The organism is Kitasatospora sp. NPDC023118 (genome assembly GCF_055560875.1).
On the sequence record NZ_JBVHHW010000003.1, the window covers coordinates 139,581 to 157,022 of the forward strand.

At 72.2% G+C, this 17,442-nt stretch carries 15 protein-coding genes and 2 pseudogenes; 5 read left to right on the top strand and 12 right to left on the bottom strand.

The annotated features are described in order from the left end of the window. Positions 1 to 7: 7 nt before the first annotated feature. Positions 8 to 1,252, bottom strand: coding sequence for a hypothetical protein (locus tag ACZ3UD_RS05095; RefSeq protein WP_465582386.1), 1,245 nt, complete (start codon positions 1,250 to 1,252; stop codon positions 8 to 10). 32 nt (positions 1,253 to 1,284) lie between these two features. Beyond that, on the bottom strand, positions 1,285 to 1,599 hold the full coding sequence (locus tag ACZ3UD_RS05100) for a hypothetical protein (RefSeq protein WP_465582389.1): 315 nt from the start codon (positions 1,597 to 1,599) through the stop codon (positions 1,285 to 1,287). A gap of 78 nt (positions 1,600 to 1,677) precedes the next feature. Here ACZ3UD_RS05100 and ACZ3UD_RS05105 point away from each other — a divergent pair. Both ACZ3UD_RS05105 and ACZ3UD_RS05110 read left to right on the top strand, forming a co-directional pair. Then, positions 1,678 to 1,914: pseudogene (locus ACZ3UD_RS05105) on the top strand (LLM class flavin-dependent oxidoreductase); the annotation flags it as partial. 416 nt (positions 1,915 to 2,330) lie between these two features. Next, positions 2,331 to 3,200: an LPXTG cell wall anchor domain-containing protein gene (locus ACZ3UD_RS05110; protein WP_465582392.1), complete on the top strand. Its 870-nt coding sequence runs from the start codon at positions 2,331 to 2,333 to the stop codon at positions 3,198 to 3,200. Positions 3,201 to 3,597: 397 nt separating this feature from the next. Here the strand turns inward: ACZ3UD_RS05110 and ACZ3UD_RS05115 are convergent, their stop codons facing one another. Beyond that, positions 3,598 to 3,732, bottom strand: a complete 135-nt coding sequence (locus tag ACZ3UD_RS05115; protein ID WP_465582395.1) for a hypothetical protein — start codon at positions 3,730 to 3,732, stop codon at positions 3,598 to 3,600. 150 nt (positions 3,733 to 3,882) lie between these two features. Between ACZ3UD_RS05115 and ACZ3UD_RS05120 the strand changes: the two genes are divergently transcribed. Then, positions 3,883 to 4,080, top strand: a complete 198-nt coding sequence (locus ACZ3UD_RS05120) for a hypothetical protein (RefSeq protein ID WP_465582398.1) — start codon at positions 3,883 to 3,885, stop codon at positions 4,078 to 4,080. Between the two features lie 45 nt (positions 4,081 to 4,125). Further along, on the top strand, positions 4,126 to 5,013 hold the full coding sequence (locus ACZ3UD_RS05125) for an LLM class flavin-dependent oxidoreductase (RefSeq protein WP_465582401.1): 888 nt from the start codon (positions 4,126 to 4,128) through the stop codon (positions 5,011 to 5,013). A 91-nt stretch (positions 5,014 to 5,104) separates the two neighbouring features. Here the strand turns inward: ACZ3UD_RS05125 and ACZ3UD_RS05130 are convergent, their stop codons facing one another. Beyond that, positions 5,105 to 5,341, bottom strand: coding sequence for a hypothetical protein (locus tag ACZ3UD_RS05130; protein WP_465582404.1), 237 nt, complete (start codon positions 5,339 to 5,341; stop codon positions 5,105 to 5,107). 54 nt (positions 5,342 to 5,395) lie between these two features. Then, positions 5,396 to 5,626 carry a hypothetical protein gene (locus ACZ3UD_RS05135; protein WP_465582407.1) on the bottom strand — a complete coding sequence of 77 codons (231 nt, stop codon included), beginning with the start codon at positions 5,624 to 5,626 and terminating at the stop codon, positions 5,396 to 5,398. Positions 5,627 to 5,790: 164 nt separating this feature from the next. On the opposite strand from ACZ3UD_RS05135, the gene ACZ3UD_RS05140 reads away from it, so the two are divergent. Next, the gene (locus ACZ3UD_RS05140) at positions 5,791 to 6,633 is read left to right on the top strand and encodes an HAD family hydrolase (RefSeq protein WP_465582410.1); all 843 of its coding nucleotides are present in this window, start codon (positions 5,791 to 5,793) and stop codon (positions 6,631 to 6,633) included. Positions 6,634 to 6,697: 64 nt separating this feature from the next. Here the strand turns inward: ACZ3UD_RS05140 and ACZ3UD_RS05145 are convergent. From ACZ3UD_RS05145 to ACZ3UD_RS05175, 7 genes and pseudogenes are all read right to left on the bottom strand, one after another. Continuing rightward, positions 6,698 to 6,952: pseudogene (locus ACZ3UD_RS05145) on the bottom strand (phosphate ABC transporter ATP-binding protein); the annotation flags it as partial. A 158-nt stretch (positions 6,953 to 7,110) separates the two neighbouring features. Continuing rightward, the gene (locus ACZ3UD_RS05150) at positions 7,111 to 8,919 is read right to left on the bottom strand and encodes a sensor histidine kinase (protein ID WP_465582413.1); all 1,809 of its coding nucleotides are present in this window, start codon (positions 8,917 to 8,919) and stop codon (positions 7,111 to 7,113) included. Positions 8,920 to 8,982: 63 nt separating this feature from the next. Continuing rightward, entirely contained in the window at positions 8,983 to 12,564 is a 3,582-nt protein-coding gene (gene cydD, locus ACZ3UD_RS05155; protein ID WP_465582416.1) for a thiol reductant ABC exporter subunit CydD, read from the bottom strand. 4 nt (positions 12,565 to 12,568) lie between these two features. After that, the gene (cydB, locus tag ACZ3UD_RS05160) at positions 12,569 to 13,594 is read right to left on the bottom strand and encodes a cytochrome d ubiquinol oxidase subunit II (RefSeq protein ID WP_465582419.1); all 1,026 of its coding nucleotides are present in this window, start codon (positions 13,592 to 13,594) and stop codon (positions 12,569 to 12,571) included. A gap of 38 nt (positions 13,595 to 13,632) precedes the next feature. Beyond that, the gene (locus tag ACZ3UD_RS05165; RefSeq protein WP_465582422.1) at positions 13,633 to 15,195 is read right to left on the bottom strand and encodes a cytochrome ubiquinol oxidase subunit I; all 1,563 of its coding nucleotides are present in this window, start codon (positions 15,193 to 15,195) and stop codon (positions 13,633 to 13,635) included. A 354-nt stretch (positions 15,196 to 15,549) separates the two neighbouring features. Further along, positions 15,550 to 16,911, bottom strand: a complete 1,362-nt coding sequence (locus ACZ3UD_RS05170; RefSeq protein WP_465582425.1) for an oxygenase MpaB family protein — start codon at positions 16,909 to 16,911, stop codon at positions 15,550 to 15,552. A gap of 279 nt (positions 16,912 to 17,190) precedes the next feature. Next, positions 17,191 to 17,370 carry an LAETG motif-containing sortase-dependent surface protein gene (locus ACZ3UD_RS05175; RefSeq protein ID WP_465582428.1) on the bottom strand — a complete coding sequence of 60 codons (180 nt, stop codon included), beginning with the start codon at positions 17,368 to 17,370 and terminating at the stop codon, positions 17,191 to 17,193. Positions 17,371 to 17,442 lie beyond the last annotated feature (72 nt).

Genomic DNA, 17,442 nt, shown 5'->3' on the forward strand with positions numbered 1-17,442 from the left:
GTCTTCTCTACGGGTGACGGGGCCTGCGGGGCGCGCGCCGCGCTCTGGTGAGTTTCGGCTGTCGGCCGCCGGCGGCGAGTTCGCTGAGGCGCTCGCCGATCACGGAGAAGCCAGGGCGTGGCTCGCTCTCGTAGTACCAAGGCTTGCGCCGGCGAAGCAGCTCGTCACCGTGCTCGGTCCAGGTGAATCCGGGCTTCCGCAGCAGCTTCCGGAACACCTCGTCGACGGTCTCCGGGTGGGCGGCGGCCAGCCGGCGGATCGGCAGTGGCGCGATCGACTCCTCGCGCAGGTACACGCGCAGCAGGTCCTGGCGCCGCTTGCGGCCCGCGAGGGCCGGGTCGGCGAAGAGGTCCCGCAGCATCCCGTAGTCCGGGTAGAAGTTGAGCCCGTCGACGTCGTCGTAGATGACGCCGACTGTGTCCGATTCCGCGAGTCCTTGCGGTAGTTCGAAGGCCGGGAAGTCCAGGCCTGGGAGCCGCCTGCCCCGGACTCGGTCGGGATGCTCGGCGACGGCGGCCTGCTGCCGGTGCCGGTAGTAGGCGTTGAGCCGATCCTCGACCTCGGCAGGGGGAAGGACCAGTTCGTCGCTGCCGCAGAACTCGATGAACGCGGCCCGGTCCTCCCGCATCGACTCCCATCCCTGCTCGATCTTCTCGGGGTTGCGGAAGACCAGTTCGGGGTGGATGGTGGCCAGTTGGAGTGCGGCCCGGGCGATCTCCGTGGCGCTGGACTTCGGGTAGTGCGACATCGCCCCGGAGATCAGCCATGCCCCGTCGGCCGAGTGGACGGGTACCAGGCAGCTGAGGAGGAATCCTCCCCTGGACACTCCGCGGAAGGCCGCCCGCCCGACGTTCGAGTAGGTGCGGTACTCCAGGTCGTCGACCAGGTTCAGCAGGACGACGGCGTCCCCGTCCTTGCGCCGGATCTCGAAGACGCCCTCGACCGGGTCACGCCAGCCGAGCAGCATCGCCCGGTCGGCTTCGGTCAGGTCCCGCCGCCCTGCGACGAACCGGTCCACCACGGTCGAACCGTCCGGCAAGCGGTACCGCAGGATGAAGTTGTCGGTGATCCGGATCGCATCGCCTTCCTCCAACTGCCGCTGAGGCCCGGCGGCCTCCAGGAGGAGGGGCGTCAACCACCGGTCGAAGCGCGCACTCTGGGCGAAGGCGACGAGTTCACCCTTCAGTTCGGAACTTCGCTCGATCAGGCGTCGCAACGATGCCTCGTCCTCGCTCCGTACAGCGACAGCCATGCGAGTCCTCCCGGTCTTGAAGGTTCCGACGCTCACTGCGCCCAGTAGTAGCGGTACGCCTCGACCCACTCCGCTCCGTCCGGAGCCGGTTCCGGCAACGGAAGGTCCAGCAACCCGATCGTCTGCCGGAACTCACCGCGGGCGCACAGGGCGACGATCCTTCCGTCCCGTGAGAGGTCGATGCCGCGCACGGTCACCTCGACGCCCAGCACCGAGGTGCTGAACGGCACCGCCAGGTTCTCCTCGACGACGGTGAACAGAGCCGACACTTCCTCGTGCTCGTCGTAGGTGTCGACCGTCGCCTCTTCGACCAAGGCGGCCAGTTCTCGTCTGCTCAAAGTGCCCACGCAGCTACGCTAGCCGACCTGCTCGCGCCGACTCACTGGCGGTCCGAAGCCCCGCCGATTCGCGCGTATCGTCACTGCATGCGCTTGAGTACCGTTATCCTCCCAATCCACCGGTGGAGCGAGGGACAGAAGATCTGGCGGCGGGCCGAGGACCTCGGGTTCCATGCCGCGTACACCTACGACCACCTCTCCTGGCGGTCGTTCCGCGACGAGCCGTGGTTCGGGGCGATTCCGACGCTGACGGCGGCCGCGGCGGCCACCGAGCGGATCCGGATCGGCACCCTCGTGACGTCGGTCAAGCCTCGTTCACCCATCGCGGGCTGACCTGCGACTTCACAGGGGGCGTGGCTGAACCGTCGACAGGTGGTGCCGCTGTGGAAGTGGAGCCTGTGCGTCCACGGACACGGGTTCGGAGAGTCAGCGCCACTTGGGCGAGTGCTCGGTTGGGGCGGCCCGGGGCATCCGTAGCCTCGATCGGCGCGAGATGGTTCGGGTTCGACTTTCCTTCAGGAGTACGGACGGCGGTCCAGCACGCGCCTCCGGCCCGAGGCCGGTCTCCTGGGAATCCCAGCTGGTCTGGCAGGCAGTTACGCACCAGTGACACTTTCGTCGCGGCATGCGAACCACCTCCCTGACAAGATATTCACATCGCAGCCACCGGGCCTACGAGAAGTGGCCGAGCGACCATCACCTTCCAGTCACGCCAGGTATTTCCTCGGGGGATCCCAGTCATGTCCGCGCGCCAGTCCGTCCGCCGTTCCCGCCTGCTCGCCGCCGCCACTCTGACGGTCATCACCAGCGCTGCCGCCCTGGTCCCGGCGACCGCCTTCGCCGATGCCCAGCCCTTCGCCACCGTCGCGGTCGCCCCCACGGTGAGCGACACGAAGCCCCTGACCGCCGGCCTGGAGCAGACCGCAGGACAAGCCCCGCTGGTCCGCGACGGCGCCGGTGCCGACCTGAAGCTGACCGTCACCAACAACTCCGACCAGGTACAGGACTTCCACCCCACGGTCACCGTCGCCCCGAACGCCGCGATCCCGAAGGACTGGGAGTGGATCGACTTCACCGCCACCGCCCTCTCGGCGCCGGCCAGCATGGGCACCAGGAGCTTCGGCAGTGACAACGCCTTCACCGGCTACGTCCTCCCCGCCAACAGCATGACCCGGGTCCCCTTCCACGTCCCCGCCCACACCACCTACACCTGGACCGTCACCGTCAAGGTGAAGTCCGCCCTCCCCACCAACGACACCACCCTGAAGGTCGCACTCCACAACGACCTGAACACCAGCACCCAGACCGACCCGCTCACCCTCCAGGTCGCCGCACCGATTGACACCCCGGCCGACACGCCGTCGGCCACCCCGAGCGCGGCCCCGAGTGCGGTCCGGTCCGAGACGGCCGGCACCCAGGTCGTCCCGGCGGCGTACACCTCCTCTTCCCCGTCGGCCACGACTGGCACCACCCCGACCGACGTCTCCCTGGCCAGCACCGGCGGCGGTAGCGACTCCGGCGCACTCGTCGGTGCCGGCGGAGCTCTGGTGCTGCTCGGCGCCGGCGCGGTCTTCTACGCCAACCGCCGCCGTACCCAGGCCCAGGACTGACGCCGGTCGCCCGGAGCGGCCAGGTACGCGACGCATTCCTCGCGTACCCGGCCGTCCCCGCCGGCTCCGACAGGACTGCCGGGGCTTGATCAGCTCGGTCTTGAACAGGCCGATCGTGGACTCCATGAGGGCGTTGTCGTAGGCGTCGCCGACGGATCCGATCGAGGCTGCGATGCCGGCGGCGTTCAGGTGTTCGGCGAGCCGGAAACTCGCGTACTGCGATCGGGCATCCGGATGATGTATCAACTCGCCTCGCCACGGGAATCCGTCACGGTCGCGCCGCCACAGCGCCATGTCCAACGAATCCAGCACAAGCCGGGCTCCTCCGAGGTCGCGGCCGACCAGCCGACGATGCGCCGGGAGAAGGCGTTACGGCGCCGATGATGCCGGGTTCGCATCAGGCGTTCGGCGGTGCAGCGTGCCACTCTGTGGCCTTGCCGGCCAGCTCCCACCAGACCTTCCGGGCCCCGTAGACCCCGTAGTCGGCGTCGTGAACGTCCTTGATCCGCTCCTTGGGTTCCCGGTCTCGCACGGTGCGGGCGGCGGGCGAGGCCAGGCGCTTGTGCTGCGCGTAGTAGGTGGAGGGGGCGATGCTGCCGCGTGCTCGGTGAGCACGCGGCAGATCGGCTCGACGTCGCCGAAGCGGCCCCGGTGCTCGTCGATGAACGCTACGAGCGCTGGCGTGGCCGGCGACGCCTGCCGTCGGGACAGCCAGGGGCTTGAGCCGATGCTCTCCGCGATCCTGGTCCTCAAGGAAACCGGCAGGCCTGCTGGCCAGTCCTTCGAGCTTGCCAAGGGAGCTCTGTTCTATCGGACGGCTTCGGACTGGTCCTGGAAGCGCGAGCGCGCACGCGTCCTCGCGCGCTACCGCGAGAGCTGAAACGCTCTCGCAGCCTGTTGGATTTCGCAGCGTAGGGTCGATGCCATGCGACTGAGTACGGTGATCCTCCCCATCCACCGGTGGGGCGAGGGGCAGAAGATCTGGCGGCGGGCCGAGGACCTCGGGTTCCACGCCGCGTACACCTACGACCACCTCTCCTGGCGGTCTTTCCGGGACGAGCCGTGGTTCGGCTCGGTCCCGACGCTGACGGCGGCCGCGACGGCCACCGAGCGCCTCCGCCTGGGGACGCTGGTGACCTCGCCGAACTTCCGCCACCCGGTGACGCTGGCGAAGGAGCTGATCACGCTGGACGACGTGTCCGGCGGGCGGCTGACGCTCGGCATCGGCGCCGGCGGCACCGGCTTCGACGCGACGGCGATGGGCCAGGAGGCCTGGTCGCCGAAGGAGCGGGCGGACCGCTTCGGCGAGTTCCTGCCACTGCTGGACGAGCTGCTGCGGGGCGACGCCACGACGCGTGAGGGCACCTACTACTCGGCGGTCGAGGCCCGGAACGTCCCCGGCTGCGTGCAGACCCCGCGGGTGCCGTTCTACGTCGCCGCGACCGGCCCGCGCGGACTGAAGCTGGCCGCCGAGTACGGCCAGGGCTGGGTGACGTACGGCGACCCGCGCGGCCCGGCGGACGTGCCGGTGGAGCAGGCGCCCGAGGTGATCGCCAAGCAGATCGAGAAGCTGACGGCGGCCTGCGAGGCGAAGGGCCGGGACGTCGCGACGCTGGAGAAGGTGCTGCTCCAGGGGTCGACGGCGGAGAAGCCGCTGCAGTCGCTGGGCGCCTTCGTGGACTGGGCCGGGAAGTACCGGGAGCTGGGCATCACCGAGCTCGTGATCCACTGGCCCGTCCCGGACTCGATCTTCGAGAACGACCTCGCCGTCTTCGAGCAGATCGCCACCGAGGGCCTCGCCCAGCTGGGGTGATCGAGGCCGCCACGGCCGGCCGGTCCTGACAGAGCCCTGTGCGGCCGTGACGACGGCCCGCACAGGGCTCTGCCGGATCCCCGTACCGGCATCAGCGGGCGGCGAGCGGCGAGTACTCCTGGCCGGTGCCGCCGGTGTCGGACCCCACCGGCCTGATCGGATCCCCGGCGCGAAGGACCCCGCCGACGACGATCCGGGCGACGACGATCCGGGCGCGCAGTCCGCCGCGGTGGACGAGTCCGCGCGGCACGCCGGTGACCCGCTCGCAGGAGTCGCCGCAGTACATCGCCATGTCCTCGATCCGGCCCTCGGTACGGGTCGACGGCACGCTCGCGCCGGCTGGCGCTACTGGGTGCGGCGCACCGAGCGGTCGTGACGACGGCTACGGGTGCGGGCGGGTGCGCTGGGCGGGGAGGGCGGGGGCCGGGTCCGGGGCGCGGCGGGCGAGTTCGGCGAGGGTGTGGAAGAGGACCTCACCGAGCAGGACCGGCTCGCGGGAGGCGACGGGCATGTCCGGCTCGTCTGGCATGTCCGGCTCGTCGGGCTCGTCCGGGAAGGCGGCGGTGGAGCTGCGGGTCGGGGACGTCTCGTCTCGGAGCTGGCTTGTGGGCATGGCTCTTCCTGCCGACGGGGTGACCGGGATCAGTCCTGCCCGTTCGGCCCGCACCGACACCCCGGACAGGGGCGAATCGGCCGGAAACGGCGTGTGAAGGGCCGGAAGCCGTCCGTACGATCAGGGCTGCGGCCCCCGCCCTGGACGGTGACCCGGCGGCACCGATGGGCGAAGATGGACCGGTGACCGAACCCCGCACCGCTCCCCGCCTCATCGCCACCGACCTGGACGGCACCCTGCTCTGCACCGGCGGCACCGTCAGCGATCGCACCGCGGCGGCCCTGGCCGCGGCCGAGGCGGCCGGGATCCAGGTGGTGTTCGTGACCGGGCGGCCGCCGCGCTGGATGCAGCAGGTGAGCCCGCACATCGGCGGCCACGGGGTGGCGATCTGCTCGAACGGCGGCGCGATCGTGGACGTGCGGCGCGGCGAGCTGGTGGAGTACTTCCCGATGGCGGCCGGGACCACGCTGGCGGTGGTCGAGGCGCTGCGCGCCAAGCTGCCCGGCACCGCCTTCGCCTTCGAGCACGCGGACGGGTGGGCCCGCGAGCCCGAGTACGAGGTGCTCATGTGGGGCGACGACATGGTCTGTGCGGTCGGCCCGGCCGAGGAGCTGCTCGGGGACGGCGGCCCGGTGCGGGGCCTGTTCAAGCTGCTGGCCAAGCACCCGGACCTCGACCCGGACACCTTCCTCGCCGAGGCCCGGACGGCCGCCGGTCACCTGGCCGAGATCACCCGCTCCTCGCCGATCCCGCTACTGGAGATCAGCGCGCCCGGCGTCACCAAGGCCAGCACGCTGGCCCGTTGGTGCGCCGAGCACGGGATCGACCGCGGTGAGGTGGTGGCCTTCGGCGACATGCCGAACGACCTGGAGATGCTGGCCTGGGCCGGCACCGCGTACGCCGTCGCCAACGCGCACCCGGCGGTGCTGGCGGCGGTGCCGCTGCACACCGTGAGCAACGAGCAGGACGGCGTCGCGGCGGTGCTGGAGGAGTTCCTGCCCCGGTAGCCCCTGGCAGCCCCGGCAGCACCCGGCACCCGGCACCCGGCACCCGACCGGCCCGGTAACCGCCTTAACCGAAGCGGCCGTTGACGTAGTCCGAGGTCCGCTGGTCGCGCGGGTGCCCGAAGATCCGCCCGGTCGGCCCGGCCTCGACGATCCGGCCCGGGGTGTCGTGGGCGGCCAGGAAGAACGCGCAGCTCTGCGAGACGCGCTGGGCCTGCTGCATGTTGTGGGTGACGATCACGATGGTGAGCCGCCCGCGCAGTTCGGCGATGGTCTCCTCGACCCGGCGGGTGGAGGTCGGGTCGAGTGCGGAGCACGGCTCGGAAGCGTCCACTGCCTCCTCCGTCCGGTTTCCCCTCCGAGACGGATGACAAGCTATGTGTGCACACGAAAGCGCCGACAGCCCAGAACGTTCACAACTTGCGCCGTTGGTCGGGAAGTTCTCCCTCGTTCAGCTCTCACCTAACGCTTGTCGCGCACCTACAGGCGGGCCGTCCAGCACACCGTCGTCCCCTTCCGGTAGGGCCCGCACTCGTGCCAGGCGGCCCCGCCGAGCGCCTCCGCCCGGCGGGTCAGGTTGAGCAGTCCGCTGCGCCGCCCGCCCGCCGGGATGCCCACCCCGTCGTCGGTCACGGTGAGCAGCACGCCGGGCCGCCCGCCACGGTCCAGCGACTCGGGGTCGCCGCCGACCGGTCGGCCGCCGTCGTCCAGGTGGACGGTGGCGTCGACCTCCACGCCGACCCGGGAGGCCCGCGCGTGCCGGGCCGTGTTGGAGAGCATCTCCCGTAGCGCGGCCAGGAGTTGGCGCCCGGTGTTCTCGCCGACCAGGCTCTCCACCGGCCCGACGAAGCTCACCGAGGGCTTGAAGCCGAGCGCCGCCGCGGCCTGGCTGGCCTCCCGCAGGACGCGGGTGCGCAGGGTGTCGGGGGCGTCGCCGTGGTTGTCGTGCTGGAGGGCGTAGATGGTGGTGCGGACCTCCTGGATGGTGGCGTCCAGTTCGTCCACCGCGTTGCCGATGCCGACCTTCACCTCGGGGACGACGGCGCGCCGGGCCGCGCTCTCCAGCATCATCCCGGTGGCGAACAGCCGCTGGATCACCAGGTCGTGGAGGTCGCGGGCGATCCGGTCGCGGTCCTGGAACACGGCGAGGCGCTGCTGGTCGCGCTGGCCCTCGGCGAGGCGCAGGGCGAGGGCGGCCTGCGAGGCGAAGGTCTCGGCGAGCTGCTTCTCGGAGTCGGTGAACGGCAGCGCGCCGCGCGGGCGCCAGACGCAGAGCCCGCCGAGCACCCGCCCGGCGGCGACCATCGGGACGGCCATGGACGGGCCGAAGCTGCGGGCGAGCCGGATCACCACGGTCGGGTCGCTGGACATGTCGTCCAGGTGGACGCTCTCCCCGGCCAGCAGCCGGGCGGCGAGACTGTCCTTGGGGAGCAGCTCGCCGCGGACGAACTCGGCGGCCTCGCCGGAGGCGTGGGCGACCCGCATCTGCCCGTCGCCCTCACCGGCGGGGCCGGTGGGCAGCAGGATCATTCCGAGCGCGGCGTCCGCCAGCTCCCGTACCTGTTCGGCGGCCACGGTCAGCGCGCCCTCGGCCTGCTCGGTGGAGAGCAGCGCGGTGGTGACGGCGGCGGCGCCGGCGATCCAGCGTTCGCGGCGGCGCCCCTCCTCGTACAGCCGGGAGTTCTCGATCGCCACGCCGGCGGCCGCGGCGAGCGCGTGCACCACCTGCTCGTCCTCGGGGGTGAAGGCGCCGCCACCCTTCTTCTCGGTGAGGTAGAGGTTGCCGAAGACCTCCTCGCGGACCCGGATCGGCACGCCCAGGAAGGTGACCATCTGCGGGTGGTGCGGCGGGAAGCCGGAGGAGCGCGGGTCGGCGCCGAGGTCGGCCAGCCGCAGCGGCTCGGGGCGGTCGATGAGCGCGCCGAGGATGCCGCGCCCGGCGGGCAGTTCGCCGATCTCGGCGGCGGTCTCGTCGTCGATGCCGACGTGGATGAAGTCGGCCAGGCCGTGCCCGCCCGGGGCGATCACGCCGAGCGCCGCGTACCGGGCGTCGACCAGTTCGGCGGCGCCGGTGGCGATCCGGTGCAGGGTGGCGTGCAGGTCGAGCCCGGCGCCGATGGAGACCACCGCCTCCAGCAGGCGCTGCATCCGGTCGGTGACCGCGGCGGCCGACTGCAGCCGCTCCGCGACCTCGGTGACCAGGGTGTCCAGCCCGAGCGAGGCGATCTCGGGCACCCGATGGGGTGTCGGCTCGGGGGCGGCCTCGGGGCGGTCTGGCGTGGGGTCCATGAAGAAAGCCTAGTTTGTACGGTTTTCAGCCGAAGGGAGATACGGTTTCTGCCGACGCGGCCGTCAGCGGCCCACCGGCTCCAGCAGCCCGTCCGCCTCCCGCTCCCGGCGCCACATCGCGTGCAGCCGCCCGTCCGGGTCGGCGACCAGCTCGGACCAGCGGCCGCGCTCGGCGACCCGGCCGTCGTCCAGCACCAGCACCTCGTCCACGGCGGCGTCGTCCAGCCCGGCGAGCCGGTGGGTGATCAGCACGGTGGTGCGGCCCTCGGTGGCGGCCAGCAGGTCGGCGGTGAGGGCGTCGGCGGTGGGCAGGTCGAGGTGCTCGGCGGGCTCGTCCAGGACCAGCACCGGGAAGTCCGCGAGCAGCGCCCGGGCGAGCGCGAGCCGCTGCCGCTGGCCGCCGGAGAGGCGGGCGCCGTGCTCGCCGACCATGGTGTCCAGGCCCTCCGGCAGGCCGTCCGTCCAGTCCAGCAGCCGGGCGGCGGCGAGCGCGGCGCGCAGCTCGGCCTCGTCCGCGCCCGGGCGGGCCAGCCGCAGGTTCTCCCGCAGGGAGCTGTCGAAGACGTGGGCGTCCTGGGCGCAGAGGCCGATCACCCGGCGGACGTCCTCGCCCGCGAGCGCGCGGCTGTCCACAGCCTGTGGACGACCGGCGGCGAAGGTGACGGATCCGGCGCCCGGCTCCAGGAAGCGCAGCAGCGCCAGGGCGAGGGTGGTCTTGCCGGAGCCGGACGGGCCGACCACGGCGATCCGGCGGCCGGGGGCGAGGTCGAGGTCCAGCCCGGTGAGCGCGTCCACGGCCTGCCCGGGGTGCCGTACGGTCAGCCCGCGCACCGCGACGGGCAGCGGCTGCTCGGGCAGTTCCAGGGGCTCGGCGGCTTCGGCGACGGGCTCCGGCGCGAGGAGCAGCTCGTCCAGCCGGGCCTGGGCGGCGCGGCTGCGCTGGCGGGCCTGGACGGCGAGCGGCATCCCGGTGACGGCCTCGAAGGCGGCCAGCGGGGTCAGCACCACCAGCGCCAGGCAGACCGGGGCGAGCGCCCCGTCGCGCACCCCCTGGATGCCGACGGCCGCCGCGCCCACCACCGTCAGCCCGGTGAGCAGCGCGATCAGCCCGGTGCCGAGCGCGGTGGTGGCGGCCGAGCGGGCGGCCAGCCGGGTCAGCGCGGCGTCGGCGGTGCGGACGGCGGCCAGCCGGCCGGGCAGCGCGCCGGCCACGGTGAGCTCGGCGGTGCCGGTGACGGCGTCCACCACGGCGGTGGACAGGTGTCCGCGGGCCGGGGCCTGGCGCCGCTCGGCGCCGGCCGACCAGCGGCCGGCCAGCGCGGGAACCAGCACGCCGGCGAGCAGCAGCCCGAGGCCGAGCACCAGCCCGGCGGCGGGCAGGAAGGCGCCCAGCGCCACCGCCGAGCCCAGCGCGACCACGCCGGCGACGGCGGCGGGCAGCCGCCAGCGCAGGTAGTGGTCCTGGATCGCGTCGACGTCGGCGACCAGCCGGGAGAGCAGGTCCCCGCGCCGGAAGGCGGGCAGCCCGGCCGGGGCGAGCTCGGTCAGCCGCCGGTAGACGGCCGCCCGCAGGGTGCCGAGGGTGCGCAGCACGGCGTCGTGCGAGACCAGCCGCTCGGCGTAGCGGAAGAAGCTGCGGCCGATGCCGAAGGCGCGGACCGCGGTGACGGCCATCATCAGGTAGAGCACCGGGGGCATCTGGGAGGCCCGGGAGATCAGGTAGCCGGAGGTGGCCATCAGGGCGACGGCGCAGCCGAGGGCGAGCGAGCCGAGCAGCACGGACAGTGCCAGCCGGGGGGCGGCGGGCTCGGTCGCGGGCTCCTCGGGCACGGCGGGGGCGTCGGCCGGCCGCCCGCCGTGCGCGAGCGGGGCGGTGACTCGCCCGCTCACCCCCGGGCGCTCCGACCCGGCACCGACGCTCTTCGCTCCCGCACTCCTTCCTCCGTCGGTCACTCGTCGCTCATCGCTTTCGGCACCGGCGCGCCCTTCGGCTCGGGGCGGGCACAGCCGTACCCGCTCGTCCGCGACCGCCAGCAGCGCGGGCCGGTGGGCGACGATCAGCACGGTGCGCGTCGGGTCCTCGGCGAGCGTGCGGACGGCGGCCACGACGGCGGCCTCGGAGGCGCCGTCCAGGTTGGCGGTGGGCTCGTCCAGCAGCACCAGCGGCCGGTCGTCGGCGAGCAGCACCCGTGCGAGCGCGAGGCGCTGGCGCTGTCCGGCGGAGAGCCCGGCGCCGTCCTCCCCCAGCCCGGCGTCCAGGTCGGTGACGAAGTCGAGCGCGTGGGCGGCCCGCAGCGCCGTCCACAGCTGCTCGTCGCCCGCGTCCGGCCGGTAGAGCCGCAGGTTCTCGGCGACTGTCCCGGCGAACAGGTGGGGGTGCTGCGGTACCCAGGCGATCTGCCGCCGCCAGCTCTCCGGTTCCAGCTCGGCGAGGTCGTACGAGCGCCCGTCGGCGGCGGTGATCCGGACGGTGCCGGCCTCGGGGGCGGTGAGGCCGAGCAGCACCGACAGCAGGGTGGTCTTGCCGGCCCCGCTCGGGCCGGTGAGGGCGGTGCTGGAGCCCGGACGCAGGGTGAGCGCGGCGCCGTCCAGCGCGGGCACGGCGCGCCCGGGGTGGCGTACGGTCAGGCCCTCGGCGGTGATCGCGGCGCCGGTGAGGGCGGGGGCGGGGCGGGTGCCGGCGGCGGGCAGCGGGGTCTCCAGCACCCGGAAGACCTCGTCGGCGGCGGTCAGCCCCTCGACGCTGGAGTGGTAGAGCGCGCCGACCTGGCGGATCGGGAAGTACACCTCGGGGGCGAGGACGAGGATCAGCAGCCCGGTCTCCAGGTCGAGCGAGCCGTCCACCAGCCGGAAGCCGATGGTCACCGCGACCAGCGCGACGGACAGCGTGGAGAGCAGCTCCAGCGCGAAGGAGGAGATGAAGGCGATCCGCAGGGTGCGCAGGGTGGCCCGGCGGTAGTCGGCGGTGATCCGGGCGATGGTGGCGGCCTGGGCGCGGGCCCGGTTGAACACCTTGAGGGTGGGCAGGCCGGCGACCACGTCGAGGAAGTGGTGGGAGAGCCGGGCCAGGGTGTCCCACTGGCGGTCCATCCGGGACTGGGTGGCCATCCCGATCAGCACCATGAACAGCGGGATCAGCGGCAGCGTCCCGGCGGTGATCGCGGCCGAGGTGAGGTCGGCGCCGACGATCCGCAGCAGCACGATCACCGGGACGACCACGGCCAGCGCCAGCTGCGGGAGGTAGCGGGCGAAGTAGTCGTCCAGCGCGTCGATGCCGCGGGTGGCGAGGGTGGTGAGTTCGCCGGTGCGCCGGCCCGCCAGGTAGGACGGGCCGAGCGCGGTGGCGTGGTCGAGCAGCCGCAGCCGCAGGGTGGACTTCACCCGGGCGACGGAGCGGTGCGCGGTGAGCTCGGTGAGCCAGCCGACCAGCCCGCGGCCGACGGCCGTCAGGGCGAGCAGCACCAGCGGGGTGGTCAGTTCGCCGAGGGTGGCGCCGCGCTGGAAGCCGCGGACGACGATCTCGGCGATCAGGCCGGCCTGGGCGACCACCAGGGCCGCGCCCGCCCCGCCGAGGAGCACGGATCCGGCGAGGAAGGCACGGGTGGTGCGGGCGTACCCGAGGAGTCGGGGATCGACCGGCTTCACGGCGTCAGGCCTGGTCGAGCGGGGCGGCCGGGTGGTGCCCGGGGATGTGCTGGACGCCGATCCGCTTGCGGAACACCCAGTAGGTCCAGCCCTGGTAGAGCAGCACCAGCGGGGTGAACACGGCCGCCACGACGGTCATCAGCTTGAGCGTGTACGGCGAGGAGGCCGCGTTGCCGACGGTCAGGCTCCAGCCGGGGTTCAGCGTGGACGGCATGACGTTCGGGAAGAGCGCCAGGAAGAGCATCGCGACCGCGGCCACGATGGTCGCCCCGGAGAGGACGAACGCCCAGCCCTCGCGGCCGCGCTGGTTGGCCGCCAGCGCGCCGATCAGGGCCAGCACGGCGATCACCATCGCGACCAGGCTCCTGGCGTTGCCGCTGTGCGCCTGGGTCCAGACCAGGAAGCCGAGGACGAGCACGGCGGTCGCCAGGCCCGCCTGCAAGGCGGCCCTGCGAGCGCGCTCGCGGATCTCGCCGACCGTCTTGAGCGCCGCGAACACCGCGCCGTGGAAGGTGAACAGGGCGAGCGTCACCAGACCGCCGAGCAGGGCGTACGGGTTGAGCAGGTCCCAGACGGTGCCGACGTAGTTCTTCTGCGCGTCGATGTCCACGCCGCGCACGATGTTGGCGAAGGCCACGCCCCACAGGAAGGCCGGGATGAGGGAGGTCCAGAAGATGGCCTCCTCCCAGTTGCGCTGCCAGCGGGCGCCGTCGCGCTTGGCCCGGTACTCGAAGGCCACGCCGCGGACGATCAGACAGACCAGGATGACCAGCAGCGGGATGTAGAAGCCGCTGAAGAGGGTCGCGTACCAGTCCGGGAAGGCGGCGAAGGTGGCGCCGCCGGCGGTCAGCAGCCAGACCTCGTTGCCGTCCCAGACCGGGCCGATGGTGTTGATCAGCACCCGGCGCTCGGCCGTGTCGCGGGCGAGCGGCTTGGTGAGGACACCGATCCCGAAGTCGAAGCCCTCCAGGAAGAAGTAGCCGATCCACAGGACCGCGATCAGCACGAACCAGACGTCGTGGAGTTGCATGTCAGATCCTCAGTTCCACGGTGGGGTGCGTCAGTACGTCAGTACGCGAAGGCGAGCGGCTTGTCGGCGTCCTCGTCCGCGGACGGGCCGCGCAGCGACGGGTCCTCGGCCGGGGGCCGCTCGGTCACCACCGGGCCGGCCTTGGCGTACGTGACCAGCAGCCGGACCTCGACCACGGCGAGGATCGCGTACAGCACGGTGAAGGTGACCAGCGCGCCGATCTGGGTGCCGACGCCGACGTTGGGGGAGACGGCGCTCGCCGTGGTCATCAGGCCGAACACCGCCCAGGGTTGACGGCCCATCTCGGTGAAGATCCAGCCGAAGCTGTTGGCGATCAGCGGGAAGCCCATGGTCAGGATGCCGATCCGCCAGCTCCACTTGGTGAGCAGCGGGCTCAACTCCCGCTTCGGGGTGAGCATCAGCCGGGGCACCTCGGTCTCACCGGTGCGGAACTCGGGGCGCAGGAAGAGCTTCCTGCGGGTGGTCCAGAGGCCGACCAGGCCGGCCATGAAGGAGGTCATCCCGAAGCCGATCATGAAGCGGAAGCCCCAGTAGGTCATGAAGACGCTCGGGATGTAGTCCTTGGGGTTGCCGCCGTGCGCGGCGGCCTCGGCGGCGGCGGTGTCGTTGATGCCGGGGACGGCGGAGCTGAAGTCGTCCTTGGCGAGGAAGGACAGGACCCCGGGGACCTCCAGCTCGACCGAGTTGTGGCCCTTGCTGACGTCGCCGACCGCGAAGATCGAGAACGGCGCGGGTGCCTGGGTGTCCCACAGCGCCTCGGCGGCGGCCATCTTCATCGGCTGCTGCTCGAACATGACCTTGCCGAGGGTGTCGCCGCTGAGCGCGGTGCCGGCGCCGAAGACGACCGCGATCACCAGGCCGAGCCGCAGCGAGGTGCGCATCACGGCGATCTTCTTGGGATCCGCGCTCTGTGCCCCTCCGCTCTTCACAAGCAGCCGCTTGGCCTTCCAGAGGTGGAAGGAGGCGATGCCGACCATGAAGGCGGCGCCGGTGAGGAAGGCGGCGGTCAGGGTGTGGAAGACGACGGTGAGGGTGGTGTTCTGGAACAGCACCTTGGTGATGTCGGTGAGCTGCGCCTTGCCGGTGGCCGGGTCGATCGCGTAGCCGACCGGGTGCTGCATCCAGCTGTTGGCCGCCAGGATGAAGTAGGCGGAGAGCACGGTGCCCAGCGAGACCATCCACATGCAGGCGCAGTGGATCTTCTTCGGCAGCTTGTCCCAGCCGAAGATCCACAGGCCGATGAAGGTGGACTCGAAGAAGAAGGCGATCAGCGCCTCCATCGCGAGCGGGGCGCCGAAGACGTCACCGACGAAGCGGGAGTAGTCGGACCAGTTCATGCCGAACTGGAATTCCTGCACGATTCCGGTGACGACACCCATCGCGATGTTGATGAGGAAGAGCTTTCCCCAGAACTTCGTCGCGTGGAAGTACTTCTCCTTGTTCGTGCGCACCCAGGCGGTCTCCAGCCCAGCGACGATCGCGGCGAGGCTGATGGTGAGCGGCACGAAGAGGAAGTGGTAGACGGTGGTGATGCCGAATTGCCACCGTGCAATGGTCTCGTGAGCGATTGCCAGTTCCACGTCGCCCTCTCTCCAACCGGCCCCTCAGGGCGTTTCCGGACAAACTTCACCTGTAGCCACAGACCGCTGCTCAAGCACACAAGCTTGTCCGCTTGTGAACGTGAACACGTTCACAAGGCTCAGTATCCATCATCCTTACGGCGGAACTGCAGGTGGGGTGGGGTTGACAGTCGTGTGCCATGCGTCACGGTTTGCGCTGCGGTCCGCACAGTCTGCGGACCGGGCGGGGGCCGGGGCAACGAACGACCGGGCGGACTGCGCGCGGCTCTTGGCCGAACCGGCGCTTGACAGGGTCGCGCCCCGCTCGCTTCGGCGAGCGGGGCGTGCTGGGCGGGTTCGGTGGCGGGCGGCGCCCTACGGTCGGCCCAGGAGCTGGGCGCCCGAGGCGGAGTCGGCGCGGGCCGTGAAGAACTCGGTGAAGCCGTTCAGGAACTCCTCCACCGTGATCCGCCCGTCCCCGTCGGTGTCCAACTGGCGGAAACCGTGCGACAGTTCGGCCGGGTGGACCCGCGGCCCGCCGAACACCGCGCGGTACTCGTCGAACTCCAGGAAGCCGCTGCCGTCGGTGTCGGCCGCGGCGAACACCGCGCGCAGAGCAGGAAGTAGGCCCTGCTCCAGATAGGCCTCGTCCCGGTCGCAGCCCGCCAGGGTGGCCGCGGTGAACTCCTCCCGGCTGACCCTGCCGTCCCCGTTGGCGTCCATCACCGCGCGCAGCTGCTCCCACCAGCCCTCGAACGCCTCGTACACCCGCGCCTCGGCGGCCTCGTCCAGCTCCAGCTGCCAGCACACGCCGTGCGCCATCGCCCGCAGGTCGTGCACGGTGATGTAGCCGTCGCCGGTCTGGTCGAGCACCTCCCGGAAGAACCGGTCCACCCGGGGCCCACGCGCGTCCCGACACGGCCGGAACCGGCGCGGCGGGCGCCCCTCCTCCGGGGAGCGGTAGCGCAGCCGGTCCGGGAGGAGCGGGGCGACGGCCCCGGCACCGCGGTGCAGCACGGCGGACAGCAGCGCGCCACGCCGGCTACGGGCCACCCCGAGCCGCTCCCGCACCACCGGCGGCAGGTCCGCCACGGTCAGCTCCCGGATCACCCGGGCGACGACCACCCGGGTGATCCGCCACCCGGCGTCCCCGAGGAACCACAGCCGCCGGGGGCGGGGCGCCTCGCGCAGGATGTCGTCCAGCAGGTAGCGGGCGGACTCGGTGAACTCCAGCCGCTCGCGGGCGTACCGGGCGAAGTAGGCGGGCAAGTCGGCCGCGGCCTTCGGCAGTTCCTGCTCGGGCAGTTCGAAGGCAGCGATCGCCTCCTTGAACTCGCCGTACGCCAGCTCCAGTTGCCGGGCGCTGTACGGGTCCCCGCCCAGGCGCCGCATCGCGACCACGCACTCGAACAGCGTCAGCAGCACCCACACCCGGGTCGCCGCGTCCCGGGCGTCGTACGGCTGCCCGTCCGGCGTCTCCCCCCGGATCCGCTTGTGCGCCCGGTCCAGCCGCGCGACCTCCCGCCGCAACGCCTCCGCGTCCTGGTAGAACAGCCGCCGGCCACTCCCGAGCGTGTGCTCGATCCGCCGCCACGGATGCGCCCGGTACGTCGAGTGCTCCTCCATCCCGGCCCCCACCACCGGATCCGCCACCTGCAACAGCAGCAGGCGCCAGGCGACGAGGGCGACCCGCCACTCGGACAGGTCGCGCTTGAACGACACGGCGGGGTCAGGCACGGCGCTCGCCGGTGATCTCCGGGCCGCTTACGAAGCCCTTGGCCAGCCCCTCCGGGATCACGGCCTCAGCAGCAAGCGCGCTCATTGGGACACCCCTTTTCCCGTCCAGTGTGATCAGCCCGTACGAGCTCGCACAAGCAACGGCAGCACGGTCGCACACGCCTGAGGGGCCGGTCGGGTGAACGGCAGCGGGTTCACTCGATCGAGGACTTTCGGGCCCGGAAACGCGGAACCGCAGGGCGGGCCGGGAGGGGGCCTGCCCTGCGGGAGCCGGGTGGGTCAGGAGGTGGAGCGGGCCGGCTTGCGGCGGGAGGCGTTGAGGGCGGCGACGCTCAGGCTGAGGGAGACGGCGGAGCCGAGGGCGAGGTACGGGGTGGCCGGGTTGGAGCCGGTCTCGGCGAGCTCGGCGGCGGCCGACGCCGCGGCGGCCTTCTCCGCCGTGTCCTCGGCCCGCTCCACCCACTGGAGGCAGGGCTCCGGATCGCGCTTGAAGGTCTCGAAGTCGGCCTTCGCGGAGATTCCTTACAATCC